14 protein-coding genes are annotated in these 12,847 nt (G+C 68.8%); 11 read left to right on the plus strand and 3 right to left on the minus strand.

Annotation, left to right across the window (positions count from 1 at the left end; all coding sequences use genetic code 11):
* Positions 1-9: 9 nt before the first annotated feature.
* The 9 genes from ACIQ6R_RS18165 (at position 10) to ACIQ6R_RS18205 (ending at position 9,765) form a co-directional block, all read left to right on the plus strand.
* Positions 10-2,421, plus strand: coding sequence for a phage tail tape measure protein (locus tag ACIQ6R_RS18165; RefSeq protein WP_404222402.1), 2,412 nt, complete (start codon positions 10-12; stop codon positions 2,419-2,421).
* Positions 2,422-2,423: 2 nt separating this feature from the next.
* Positions 2,424-3,356, plus strand: coding sequence for a hypothetical protein (locus ACIQ6R_RS18170; protein WP_404222403.1), 933 nt, complete (start codon positions 2,424-2,426; stop codon positions 3,354-3,356).
* A gap of 131 nt (positions 3,357-3,487) precedes the next feature.
* Positions 3,488-4,372, plus strand: a complete 885-nt coding sequence (locus ACIQ6R_RS18175; protein WP_404222404.1) for a hypothetical protein — start codon at positions 3,488-3,490, stop codon at positions 4,370-4,372.
* Between the two features lie 12 nt (positions 4,373-4,384).
* On the plus strand, positions 4,385-5,488 hold the full coding sequence (locus tag ACIQ6R_RS18180; protein WP_404222405.1) for a hypothetical protein: 1,104 nt from the start codon (positions 4,385-4,387) through the stop codon (positions 5,486-5,488).
* A gap of 53 nt (positions 5,489-5,541) precedes the next feature.
* Complete coding sequence (locus ACIQ6R_RS18185; RefSeq protein WP_404222406.1) at positions 5,542-6,276, plus strand: hypothetical protein; 735 nt, start codon at positions 5,542-5,544, stop codon at positions 6,274-6,276.
* On the plus strand, positions 6,266-8,065 hold the full coding sequence (locus ACIQ6R_RS18190; RefSeq protein ID WP_404222407.1) for a GDSL-type esterase/lipase family protein: 1,800 nt from the start codon (positions 6,266-6,268) through the stop codon (positions 8,063-8,065). The genes ACIQ6R_RS18185 and ACIQ6R_RS18190 overlap by 11 nt, the downstream gene beginning before the upstream one ends.
* Positions 8,066-8,131: 66 nt before the next feature.
* Positions 8,132-9,202: a peptidoglycan-binding protein gene (locus tag ACIQ6R_RS18195; protein WP_404222408.1), complete on the plus strand. Its 1,071-nt coding sequence runs from the start codon at positions 8,132-8,134 to the stop codon at positions 9,200-9,202.
* A 63-nt stretch (positions 9,203-9,265) separates the two neighbouring features.
* Positions 9,266-9,502, plus strand: coding sequence for a hypothetical protein (locus ACIQ6R_RS18200; protein ID WP_404222409.1), 237 nt, complete (start codon positions 9,266-9,268; stop codon positions 9,500-9,502).
* Positions 9,499-9,765, plus strand: coding sequence for a hypothetical protein (locus ACIQ6R_RS18205; RefSeq protein WP_404222411.1), 267 nt, complete (start codon positions 9,499-9,501; stop codon positions 9,763-9,765). Before ACIQ6R_RS18200 ends, ACIQ6R_RS18205 begins: the two co-directional genes overlap by 4 nt.
* A gap of 59 nt (positions 9,766-9,824) precedes the next feature.
* Here ACIQ6R_RS18205 and ACIQ6R_RS18210 read toward each other — a convergent pair whose 3' ends face one another.
* Entirely contained in the window at positions 9,825-10,034 is a 210-nt protein-coding gene (locus tag ACIQ6R_RS18210; protein ID WP_404222412.1) for a DUF397 domain-containing protein, read from the minus strand.
* On the minus strand, positions 10,031-10,891 hold the full coding sequence (locus tag ACIQ6R_RS18215) for a helix-turn-helix domain-containing protein (RefSeq protein ID WP_404222413.1): 861 nt from the start codon (positions 10,889-10,891) through the stop codon (positions 10,031-10,033). The genes ACIQ6R_RS18210 and ACIQ6R_RS18215 overlap by 4 nt, the downstream gene beginning before the upstream one ends.
* 353 nt (positions 10,892-11,244) lie before the next feature.
* Here ACIQ6R_RS18215 and ACIQ6R_RS18220 point away from each other — a divergent pair, with 353 nt between their 5' ends.
* Both ACIQ6R_RS18220 and ACIQ6R_RS18225 read left to right on the plus strand, forming a co-directional pair.
* The gene (locus ACIQ6R_RS18220) at positions 11,245-11,568 is read left to right on the plus strand and encodes an ATP-binding protein (RefSeq protein WP_404222414.1); all 324 of its coding nucleotides are present in this window, start codon (positions 11,245-11,247) and stop codon (positions 11,566-11,568) included.
* On the plus strand, positions 11,565-12,029 hold the full coding sequence (locus ACIQ6R_RS18225; RefSeq protein ID WP_404222415.1) for a hypothetical protein: 465 nt from the start codon (positions 11,565-11,567) through the stop codon (positions 12,027-12,029). Before ACIQ6R_RS18220 ends, ACIQ6R_RS18225 begins: the two co-directional genes overlap by 4 nt.
* Before the next feature lie 561 nt (positions 12,030-12,590).
* Here ACIQ6R_RS18225 and ACIQ6R_RS18230 read toward each other — a convergent pair.
* Positions 12,591-12,830, minus strand: a complete 240-nt coding sequence (locus ACIQ6R_RS18230; RefSeq protein ID WP_404222417.1) for a helix-turn-helix domain-containing protein — start codon at positions 12,828-12,830, stop codon at positions 12,591-12,593.
* Positions 12,831-12,847: the final 17 nt, after the last annotated feature.

Raw genomic sequence — 12,847 nt, forward strand, 5'->3', positions numbered from 1 at the left:
TGATCCGGCGTGGCACTCACGGTTGGCGAGCTGCTCGCCGTACTCGACGTCGACGACAGCGCAATGCGGTCCGGGCTGGCCGCCGCCGAGAGCGACGCCCGCAGGTCGGGGGAGAACATCGGCGATGGCGTCGTACGCGGCGCGGATGGCCGTCTGCGGGACCTGCGGGGCCGGTTCGTCACCGCAGGCCGCGACGCGGGTGAGGGGCTCGCAAGCAGCGTTGAGGACTCGGCAGGCGCGGGCGCGGAAGCCGCGGGCGGCGGCATCGCTACCCGCATCGGCGACAGTCTGAAAGCCGGGTTGGCGGCGGTCGGCCTCGCGGCCGGCGCCCTGCTCGCCGCGAGCTTCGGGGAGGCCCTCAGCCAAGGGAAGATCGTAGGCAAGCTGGGCGCGCAGTTGGGCGCGACACCGGCTGAGGCAGAGCGGTACGGAAAGCTTGCGGGCAAGCTGTACGCGAACGCGGTCACTGACGATTTCCAGGGCGCGGCTGACGCCATCAGTGCGGTAATGCGCGCGGGTATCGCCCCGCCGGATGCGACCGAGGCGCAACTCGAAAGACTTGCCACGGGCGTTTCCGACCTTGCCTCTACTTTCGAGTTGGACCTCGGTCAGACCGCAAATGCTGTCGGGCAGATGATCAAGACCGGACTCGCGAAGAATGGCACGGAAGCCCTTGACGCGCTTACCGCCGGACTGCAAAAGATGGGTCCGCGCGCCGACGACATAGCCGACAGCTTCAATGAGTACTCGGTCATTTTCCAGCGTCTTGGCATTGACGCGACGACCGCGACCGGGCTTCTGTCACAGGGTCTCAAGGCGGGTGCGCGCGACACGGACACGGTGTCGGACGCGTTGAAGGAATTCACGATTGAGGGCGTGCAGGGGTCCGAGAAAATCGCGTCCGGTTTCAAGAACGTCGGGCTGAATTCCGACGAGATGATCAAGAAGATCGGCAAGGGCGGCCCGGAGGCCACCGAAGCGCTTCAGATGACGCTCGACGCGCTACGGAAGATGGAAGACCCGATCAAGCGCGATGCGGCTGCTACCGAGCTTTTCGGCACCAAGTCCGAGGACATGCAGAAGGCGCTACTCGCCCTCGATCCGTCGAAGGCCGTAGACGCGCTGGGGCAGGTCGGTGGCAAGGCCGACGAAATGGGCAATGCCCTGCGAGACAACGCGGGCACACGGATCGAGCAATTCAAGCGGGGAATGCAACAGAATGTTGTCGACTTTCTCGGCGGCACAGTCATTCCCGGCATGGAGGATTTCAGGTCCTACGTCACCGGCACCTTCGGCGGCATCTGGTCGGAGGCCGCAGAGGGCGCCAATGGAGGCGTAGACCAGTTCGTCAACGCGTTCGGCATTCTCGGCGAACGCCTCGTCGAGAAGGTCAAGGAGCTTGGCCCGATCGTCATCGAGTCGCTTATCGGTTTCGGCCAGACGATCGCCGATTACGTCACCTCGAACCCGACGCAGGTATTCAAGGTCGCAGCGATCGCGGGCGCGATCCTGATCGCGCTGTCCATGCTTCCGCTGCTCATCGCGGGCGGGCTCGCCGCGACGGCCGGGCTGATCGTCTTCGGATTCGTCGAAGATCTGATCAGTTCACTCGGCGAGAGCATTCCGCGATGGTGGTCGTCTCTCACGGGCTGGATTGAGGCAAAGGCCGGTGAAGCCGGAACCGTGTTCTCCGTGCTCGGCGCGGCGATATCGACGTGGTTCTCCGGGCTGTGGTCCAAGTACGTATCCGGGCCCGTGAGCCGGGCGTGGGCGTCGTTCATCTCAGGCGTGCAGGGGCTTCCGGGCCGCGCGGTGGGCGCACTGGGCGGGCTCGGCGGTCAACTGTCGGGTGCTGCCCGCGCGCACTGGGACCGCTTCAAGCAGGCGTCCGTGGAGCGGGCCTTGTCGATGGTGTCGTGGGTGCGTGGACTGCCACGCATGATCGCCTCGGCCGTTGGCACGCTGGGCAACTTGCTCTACGGCCAAGGTCAGGACGTCGTCCGCGGTCTGCTCAGCGGTATCCAGGGCATGGGCGGCTGGCTCAAGTCGCAGCTGATCAGCTTCGCGAAGAACATGATCCCCGGGCCGATCGCCAAGGCACTCGGCATCGCTTCGCCCTCGCGGCTGATGCGGGACAAGATCGGTCGCTGGATTCCCGCCGGCATCGTCGACGGCATCAAGAGCGGGGCCGGCGCGGTCGCACGCACCATGCGTGACCTCGTCCCGATGCCGTCCCTTCCGTCGCTGTCACCTGCGGGTGCGGGCGGCGCGGTAGGCACGGCGAGCACGGGCGGCAACCCGTTCGCCGGATCTTCAGCCGGTGGCCCGGTGCTGCACGTCGAGCACTGGCACGCCGCCGAGAACGGCTCACCTGACGACAACGCGAAGGCGCTTCAGTGGCTCGCGAAGGCAAGGGGGTGACCGTGGCTGCTGGTGACCGTGTGACCCGTCCGGGACACATCCAATACGGCGCACTGCTGATCGGCCCTGGCACCCCGTACCGGTGGAAGAACCTCACCGGCTGGGAGGAGTTGCCCGCCCTCGACTCCGGCACCGTTGCCCGCAGCGACGCGCACGGGGCGTTCCCGGGCCGCCTGCTTGCTCAGGCCCGCACGATCGGCCTTGACGGGCTGATGGTGCGGGCGCCCCGCGACCGTATCGGCGCGGTGGTCGGCGCCCTCAACGCTGGGACGGCCATCGTCGAGGACGAACAGCCCCTCGCGGTGTGGCTCGACGAACGCGGGCCGCTGCTCGCCTACGCCCGCGCGGTACGCCGCATCGTGCCTACGGGCATTGGCTACAGGGTGGGCTCGATTCAGGACGGCGCGGTGCAGTGGGAAGCCACCGATGCCCGCCGGTACGCGTTGACGGAGCAGTCGGCTACGGCGCGGCTGCCGGCGCCTGAGCCGGGCCTCGACTGGAACATAGCCTCCGGGCCCGAGGCGCTCGGCTGGCCGCTGGAATTCGGGACGCCGGGAAGCACGGGCGCCCTGTCTGCGACGAACGCGGGGGACGCCCCCGCACACCCCGTGATCGAGTTCCGGGGGCCGGTGGTCCGTCCGTCGCTCACGAAGGTGGGCACGGGCGAGGTGCTCGAATATGACCTCCCCCTGGCGGCTGATGACGTGCTGACGGTCGATACCGGCGCGGGCACGGTGATGCTCAACGGGACCGCGTCGCGGATCGGCACGGTGACGAACCGCTCGGTGCCCGAGCAGACGTTCACGCTCGCCGGTGGCGAGTTGGTCGGTGACGTTCTCGTTCCGGCGACAACCCCTCTCATCTTCCGGGCCGCTCCCGGCTCGACCGACCCCGCCGCGTCCGTGACGGTCCGGTGGCGGTCGGCCTACTGGTAAAGGAGTGATCGACCGTGCGTAGTGCATGGCTGCTGCCCGGCGGCTCCGAGCCGGGACAGACCCGCGCGGACAGTCGACTGTCCCCGCTGGGCACGTACGCCCCGCAGTCCGAACTACGGAGCCGGGATGGTGTGATCGCGGGCGGCAATCCGTTCGCGGCGACGGGCGCCGGCGCGATGAAGCTTCAGATCGGTGTGGGCCGCGCGATCGCGCAGGGCACGGACGCCCAGGGCGCCTACCCGGTCTGCCTCGATGCCCCCGTGACCATCGATTTCCCGGACGGTGACGCGCAGTTCGCCCGCATCGACTCGGTGGCCGTGCGCGTCTACGACGGCCTGTACAACGTCGAGGGGCAGACCATCGCGGTCATCGAACGGGTGCCCGGCGAGGCTCGCTCGGACCCGCAGGCGCCGGACATGCCGTCGGGCGCGGTCCGGCTGTGGGATGTGATCATTCCCGCGGGCACGTCGGCGGGCGTGGGCGGTATCGACTGGGGCGTGGCGCTCGCCGACCGGCGACGGTTCACGTCGTCGTATGGCGGCATCATCCCGCGCGGTTGGGGCCTCGGCTTCGACGGTGCGTACGACGGTCAGTACCGCGACAACGGCGGCGAGCTGGAACGCTGGAACGCGACCGCGGGCGTGTGGGAGCTGTACCGGCCGCCGCCCGCGCCGCGCACAGTGATCACTACAGGGTTCGCGGTGACGTCCGGGTGGTCGCTGGTCACGTTCGACGCGCGCCGCTCCGGTGACGGTCAGACGGTCAGCGTCTCGATCGAGATCCGGCGGACAGGTGCGGCGCTGCCCTCCGATCCGAACCTGGGCGACGTCGTGGTGGGAACGCTGCCGAGCGGCTGGGCCCCGTCGTGGGGGTTCGAAGCGCAGGCGTCCGACGGCTACGGCTTCGGTGCTGCCTACCTCAGTCCGAACCGGTCGGTCACGCTGCGGTCCTGGTCGCCCGGCGTCTCCATCGGCACGGGCGCCAACCTGCGTATCAGCCAGACCTACGTGCAGTGAGAGGGGGCCCGAATGCTGGCGCCCCCGTATCGCATCCTGCTCTGTGACCTACGCTCCGACCAGCTGCTCGACGCGCTGCCCGTACAAGGCGTGACCCTGGATGACTACATCGGCAAGACGGGCTCATTCCGTGGCACCGTGCCAATCGCGAACCGCGCCCTGGCCGACCGCGCGCGCCGCGCCCTGGTTCCCGGACGTACCGGGGTGTGGGTGGAGCGCGGGCGGGATATCTGGTGGGGCGGAATCCTCTGGACACTGTCGCTCGCCAGTGACCAGCGCGGTTTCCTCGGCGCGCAGATTCAGGCCGGCGGGTGGGAGTCGTACTTGTACCGCCGGCTCCTGTACGACACGCAGGTAGCCGAGCAGGTCGACCAACTCGACATCGCCCGCGGCCTGGTCGACTACGTGCAGAACACCGACGGTGGCGATATCGGCATCACGTACGACACGCACACGTCCGGCGTGCTCCGCGACCGTACGTACCTCCGGTACGACCTACCGGCCGTGGGCGACCTCCTCGACGACCTCGCCGCCGTCGAGGGCGGCTTCGAGTGGCGCATAGCGAGCTACCGGGACACCGACGGGAGGCGCGTCAAGCGGCTTCGTCTCGGCTACCCCAAGCTCCTCACAGGTGCCGCCGATATCGTCCTTGACCACCCGGGCCCGGTGCTGTCCTACACCTGGCCAACCGACGCCACACAGAAGGCGAACGCCTGGCAGTCGCGCGGCGCAACGATCAACCAAAACCAAGCCGAAGACTCGTACCCGCTCATGTCTGAGCTGCTCGTCGACGCCGACGACGTGACGGCCGGTTGGCCACGCCTCGACGGCACAAGCGATTACACGACGGTTGAGCTACAGCCGACCCTCGACGCGCACGCCCGCGCCGACTCAACGACCGCGCGGAACCCCGTAGTGATTCCGGAAGTCGAAGTGCTGCTCGGCGGGCAGATCACGCCCGCCCTGATAGGCGCCACGATCCGACTCCGCATCAGTGACCTGTGGCACTCCGACGCCGACCGGCTCGACGCCCGATACCGCGTCGTCGGCATGTCCCTCACCCCACCCGAACGCGGCCGACCCGAAACCGCGCGCCTATACCTGGAGGTCCCGTAGTGCCACACGTCCCGCAAGACGTCCTCGATCGGCTGGCCAAGCTCGAACGCCGAGTGAGGCAACTGGAGGGCCGCGCGCAGATGCGCCCCGCCCTCAACCAGGTACTCAACGGTGACGTGGTGATCGGCGAGGGCGGACAGCTCATCACGCGGGCCCCCAGTGGAACCGAAACGTTCGTCGTCGGCCAGACCGCAGAGGGGGACTGGGGTGTCACGCTCCGACGAGAACAGGGCGCCAACGCTCTGACTGTCGGAGACGACGCTCTCACTGGCGCTCAGATGGTCCGGATGCGGTCCCGTAGCGGCGAGGTCATCGTCATGGACGACGCATGGTCAGACGAGTTCCTGGGCCGCCCGTGGCTGCCGTTGCAGATGCACCCGACCAACAACCGGGGCCGGTACACCAGCGACAGTTACGCCGCCGCCTGGGCGGGACGGTCCCCGATACACAACGCGGTCGCCTTCTTCACCTTCCAGACGTACGCCGGTACCGGCGGCGCTCAGTGCCGTCTCACGATCAACCATGACGGCAACGTGACCACCATCGACGAATGGGACTGCGGTGCCGACCAGTGGACAACTCGCAGCATCGACTATCCGCTCGATGGTGTGGGGTTCCTGAACAGCATCACGATCACCCTTGACCACCGGGCCAAGACAGCGGGACAGCAAGTCGAAACCCGTCTCCTGACCGCCTACACCCACAACACGGCCAGCGAGGACCAGGCACCGAACCCGCCTGTCACGCTCGCCGCTACGACCACAGAGGGGGCCGCCGATGCTGCCTGACGGCATTCCCACAGTCCGCGTCACCGGCCGGTATCTGTCCCTCGACGACGAAGGACAGCCCCTTTCCGGGCAGGTCATCTTTCGCGCGCCGAGCCTGATCACGTTCCCCGACTATGACGTCATCCTCGGCGGACCCGTCACCGCGCCGCTCGACGCAACCGGCGCCTTCGAGGTCGACCTCCCGGCCACGGACGCGCCCGGTATGAACCCGTCCGGCTGGTCGTATCAGGTGGCCGAGCAGCTCGCGGGCGTCAGCAACCGGCCCCCCTTTCAGGTTCTCTTGCCCGCGGAAACGCCGACGGTCGATATCGCCGACATCGCGCCGACCGATCCGACCACGCCGACGTACGTTGCCGTACGCGGCGACAGCGCGTACGAGGTAGCCGTCGAGAACGGTTTCGCCGGCACGGAGTCCGAGTGGCTCGCGTCGCTGGTCGGCCCGCAGGGCACCGAGGGCGACCCGGGCAGCAAGATTTACAAGGGGCCCGTCGGCCCTGGTACGGGCCTCGATGGTGACGTGTCCATCAACACGTCCACCGGGTTCCTCTACTGGCGTGAGAACGGCGCCTGGGTCAACCAGGGCAGCATCAGGGGACCACAGGGCATCCAGGGCGCGACGGGGCCGAAGGGCGACCCCGGGAACACGCTCGGCGTCTACGTGCCGGACGCGTGGGGCGAGTACTGGCGGACGAAACGCGCCGCCGCCGCCGCTGGTACCGGCCTTGCCCGCGTGATCGCCGTGGGCGGCTCGTCCACGGCCGGGTGGCACGCCTCGGACCTGATCAACACGTCATGGGTGGGCCGCCTCAAGAACGCGCTACAGAGCCAGTACGGCGACGGGGGCAGCGGCTTCTTCCCTGTGTCCCGGAGCGCCACCATCATCAGCGCCACGGCCGCCATCCCTGCATGGCAGGCCGCCGGATGCCTGGTCGAGCAGGCCGGTACGTGGCGAGCAGGCAGCAGCCTCCCCGGACCCGGAATCACCTACGTCTACACCGAAACCGCGGATTCGACGATCACATTCCGGGTCACCGGAGAGACCGTGCGCATCTACACGGTGGCCGGGCCGCCGCCCGCGGGCACGCGCGCGGCCTGGGCGTACACGATCGATGGCGGCGCCCCGGTCACCGTGCAGGACGCCGGCGGCGCTGAGGCGTCGATTCAGGTGACCACGGTGAGCGGTCTCAGCGCGGCAGAGCACACGGTGACGCTCGCATGGGCAGGCACGGTAACCGACACCGACCAGTTCTTTTCGGTGTGCGGAGTCGAGGGCGAGCGCGCAACCGGCGTCGTGGTCGACAACCTCGCCCGACCGGGCGCCGCCTCCAACCGCTACGCCGCGCAGAGCGCCACGGTCGGCGCCATCTGGAACGGCGGCGCCAACTTCCATGGAGACCTGGCCATCTACAGCGCGGCCCCGAACGACGCCGCAGCGACACCGCCGGTAACCGGCGCCCAGTGGGAGACGAACCTCGTGTCGTGGCTCCGCGCCGTACGCGAAGCGAACTACGACACAGACGTCATGATCGTCATCCCGCACATCGGCCGGTATGAGTCGGCGCCGATCTATCACGAGTACTCGGCACGGGCGCGCACCATCGCCGAGGCGTACGGCGCCGCACTGGTCAACACGTGGACGCTCGGCAAGAACTCATGGGACTACTGGAACAGCCTCGGCTACTGGGGGACGCAGACCAACCCCGGCGGACCCGGTACTGACGGAGTCCACCCGTCCGACGCCGGCCACGCGTACATCGCCGATCAGGTGCTCCCCCTTCTCACCCGCTGACCCCCTCTTCCCTCACACGCCCGAGCGCACCGCGCCGGGCGTTTTCTCATGTCTGGAGACCCGCCCATGTCCGTCAAGATCGTCAGCCGCGCCGCGTGGGGCGCCAAGCCGTGGAACGGCGACCCGAAGAGCAAGGGGCCCGCGCGCGTCGCCCTCAAGCGGCGAACCGAGTGGTTCGTCCACTACGACGGAGCGCACCACATCACCGCGACCGGCACTGCGGTACCGCGCGCCATCGACCGGCAGCACCAGGCGAAGGGATGGGCCGGTATCGGCTATTCGTTCGTCGTGGACCAGGACGGCACCGCCTACGAAGGCCGCGGATGGGGCCGTCAGGGTGCGCACTGCCCCGGCCACAACATCAGCGGCCTGTCTGTACAGATCGCCGTCGGTGGGGACCAGGAGCCGAGCGAGGCCGCCCTCGCGACCGCCCGCGCCCTGTACGACGAGGCGTGCAAGCGGACTGGCAGGAAGCTCGCCCAGCGCGGGCACCGCGACGGCATCGCAACCGAGTGCCCCGGCGACAAGCTGTACGCGTGGGTGCAGGCTGGCATGCCCGCGAAGGGCTACAAGCCGCCGAAGGGTGGCACCGCGCCGGCCGACGACCGGCCGAGCGTCGCCCGCTACCGCGTCACCATCCGCGGACTGGAGTACGGCTACGGGGCGCACGGCAACCACGTGACGGACGTCGGGAAGGCCCTGGTCCGCGCCGGATTCGGCAAGCACTACAAGGAGGGTCCCGGGCCCCGCTGGAGCGACGCCGACACCGAGAACTTCAGCGACTTTCAGGTGTGGCTCGGTTTCAAGGGCACCGCGCCGGGCGGCGACGCCGACGGAGTCCCGGGCGAGACGTCGCTCCGTCGACTGCTCGGCACCATTCCGAGCAAGACCACCGCGCCGCCGCCGTTCCCGGGCCGCGACAAGTTCGGCCCCGGCAAGAACAACGCGTACGTCGAGCAGCTCGGCCGCCAGCTGGTGAAGAAGGGCTACGGCGATCACTACCGCGTCGGCCCCGGGCCGAAGTGGTCGGAGGCCGACCGCGAGAACGTCGAGGACTTCCAGCGCGCGCAGAACTGGCGAGGCTCCGACGCGGACGGCTACCCGGGCCCGGAGACGTGGCGCCGCCTGTTCGCCTGACCCCCCTCACCCGCCCGGCACCGCGCCGGGCGGCCCGCACCCCGAGAAACGGAGCACCCCCTCATGTCCCCCGAGAACAAGCGGACCATCCGCACCGTCCTTCAGACCGCCGTCGGCGGTGCCGTTGCCCTCCCCGGCATCGTCGACGCGTCCGGCATCCCCGACACCGCGCCGTGGGTCGCGGCTGGCCTCGCCGCCGCGGGTGGCTTCGCCCGCGTCATGGCGCTCCCGTCCGTAGAGCGGCTCCTCGACCGGTTCGGCCTCGGCCTGGTCGACGGCACCGACGGGGGCGGCCGGTGACGATCCCCACCCCATCCGATCCGGCCGCGGTCGCCGTCGAACTGGAGAAGCTCAGAGGCACGATGGAGACCGGTTTCGCCCGCGTGGACGGCAGCCTCGCCCTACTCGTGCAGCGTGGCGACCAGACTGACCGCGCCGTGGCAGACCATGAGGCCCGACTCGACGCCCTCGAACGCGCACGGTGGCCGCTTCCGTCGCTGGCCGCCCTGGTCGCGGTCTGCGGCCTCATCTTCAGCGTGTGGCAGTACGCCACCCGCGCATGACCAACGCCCCCCGTACGGCCACACGGCCGCGCGGGGGGCGTACTTTGCGTTGCGGTGGTCTACAGGGCGCCGCCCTTGATACCGGCCACCAGACCGGCCAGGCTCGACCGCGACAGGAGCAGTGCCGGACCGGACGGGTTCTTACTGTCCCGTACCGCGAGCTGCTCAGGAGCGATGATGGCGCACTCGACACAGTCGGACTGTGCGCCGGACGCCGACGACTTCCACCAGGTGACGGGGAGCGTCGAGGCGTCAGCAACGTGGTTCATGTGGTGTGTTCCCTTATCTGTGCGATGCGGTCGGCGGACTGTTCGGGCGACAGTGCAGCAGCGCGCAACCGCTCGAACGCGTCCCGGTAGACGTTGACGTCGTCCGGGTCCTCGACGTACAGAGCGGACGTCAGAGACTCGACGTGTACGACGTCAAGGTCTGCGCCCTCCTCGAACGACAGGAGCGAGTAACTGCCCATCTGGCCGACGTGCGGGGGCGAGTCCGAGGGCAGGACTTGAATGGTGACGTGCGGGCGCCGGCCGCGGTCGAGGAGCCGCCCGAGCTGGTCGCGCATGACGCCCACTCCGATGCACTGCGTTCGGAGCGCGCCCTCAGCGATGATCGCCCACAGGTTCACGGGTTCCTCGCGGGTGAGGACGGACTGACGGGCGAGCCTGACTTCCACGAGTGGATCGATGCGCCCCTCAACGGCCGCAGACATGGCAGTCGTTGTGATGACCTCTCGGGCGTACTCGCCGGTTTGCAGCAGTCCCGGAATCAAGCCCATCTGCCACGTTCGGACTGTGGCCGCCTCATGCTCAAGGCTGATCAGGTCCTCATAGACGGGCGATAGTACGCCGCGGTAGCTGTGCCACCATCCGCGCTGTGCACCTTCGCGGGCGAGAGACAGCAGGGCGCCGCGTAGTTCTTCGTCGTCGGCGCCGTAGAGGCTGAGCAGCGCCTCGACGTCGGTCGGTTTGGCTGCGCTCTTGGCCAGCTCCAGCCGGGACAGCTTGGCCACGGTGAACGCGCCGTTGGACTTATCGGCGACGTCTTCGAGGGTGAGGTGTTGGGCGTCGCGCAGAGCGCGGAGCTTCTTGCCGAGTCTGCGCCGGCGCACGGTCGGACCGCTCAATGTCGCCTCCCCTCCGGTTGTCCATCCCACAGTCTGCCGTCTGTTCTCCGGAGATGTCACCTCACCCGCCCCTTCATGAGCTGCCACTCTCGGCGGCATATGCGAATTCTCATTTCACCTCTGTGAGGGTTGCACAGTGGGCGCGTGAAGGAGCACTCTGGAGCGACGAAACGTGATCGTGCCACTACTGGCGTTACGAAACACCGCGTCGACTGGCACCAAGGGCGTAGGGAGTTTGCATGGTGCACATGCGGGCGGACGCATTACCGGACTGCTGCGAACCACCGACCGGGCCCCCGTCTCAGGCGGTGTTCCCGTCCAATCCGGAGGCGCCCCGGGCGGCGCGTACATACGTGCGGGCCGTACTGCGCAGGGAGACTCCGCCACTGAGCAGCGAGCGACTCGACGATGTCTGTCTGATCGTCTCGGAGCTGGTCACGAACGCCTACAGGTACGGGGGCGAGCCGGAAGACTCACTACTCGTCGCCGTACTCCCGGCACTCGACCACATTCGCGTCGAGGTGCACGACACCCGGCGTAAGCGGCCCCACCTACGGACAGAGTCCGACGAACGGGCCCGCGGTCGCGGCCTCCACATCGTCGAGCTGCTCGCCACGCGATGGGACGTGACCGAGCGACCGTTCGGCAAGGCCGTATGGGCGGAGGTAGCACGGTGAAGGACAGCGCAGTGCAGACCGTTCCGGGGCCGACGTTCGCGGCCGGCATCCAGCTCGCGACCGGCGTACACCGGGGCGACGGATTCGCGGTGGCGCAGGTGCTCGCGTACCACGTGCCGCCCTCCCTCGCAGGACAGACCGTCGGGGACATCAGCCGCGGCATGGAAGCCATCGCGAGGGCCATGCACTTGGGGCCCTGCGAGACGCACCCGCCGTACATCGGGCACCGGATCCGCATGCGGAGCGGTACACCGTTCCTCGACTACGGCCGAGACGACTACCTCTTGGCGTTACCCGTCGGGGAGGAGTGGCGGACGCTGGTCGAGGCCGGCGGGCCCGTGCGCATCCTGGTCATGCTCGACCCCCGGCCTGCCGGGTTGCGTCAGCCGGACCTGAGCGAGTTCGTACGCGACGCGTTCACGCGCCGCGCGATGCGCTGGGGGACTACCTACCATGTCTGAGCCCCTCGCGTGGCCGACGCCTCCACAGTTCATGGAGGAATGCTGCGTGTGCCGGCAAATGCTCTGCTGCCTGATGAGCGCGGTCGAAGCGCCTGCGGGCTGCTGGTCTGAGCTGCTGGGCATATCCCGGCACATCGCCCGTGACCACCAGGACGAGGTGCCGGCCCCGCACACCGACGGGTGCCCCCAATGCCCAAGCTACGTCAGGGACAAGGACGGAAGCAGCAAAGATCTGTGGGCGGAGCACCGGGCCCGCAGCCTCTTTCTCCCTGTCGACCTTGCGCAGCTCCTCTGATGCCTTGCCAGCCTGCTACCGGCGCGCTCCACGCCGGCCGTGCCGGTAGCTTCCCTGCGGCCCGTCCTCGTCCCCCGTCGGGGGCGGGCCGCCCTCTCTCCTTGCTGCTGTTGGTCGCCTTTCCCAGCGGCGGCAAGGTCGGCGGTGCGCTCACTGTGGCAGGCGTGAGCCCCGCCAAGGACGCGAGCAGGTCAGCGCTCGCGTGGCATGGCGATGCCCGGCGGGGGTGGTTGATGCACCCTCCACCCCCGCCGCCACTCCTTCGGCTACGTCCCGTCGGCGGCGGTCAACTCGGCGACGGACATGCCCAGGGCGCTCGCGAGGTGCCAGAGGGTGTCGAGGCGGGGGGATTGGTGTGCGTTCTCGATGAGCGAGACGGCTTGCTTGTCGATGCCGGCGCGTTCGGCGAGCGTCTGCTGGGTGAGTCCGGCGCGGTGGCGTAAGAGGCGTAGCCGGTCGCCGAAGCGTCGCCGGTAGGCGAGCAGGTCGGCTGGCTGGTCGTGCACCGCACCACGTTTGCGCA

The sequence above is a fragment of the Streptomyces sp. NPDC096048 genome, assembly GCF_044763415.1.
Lineage (GTDB): Bacteria > Actinomycetota > Actinomycetes > Streptomycetales > Streptomycetaceae > Streptomyces.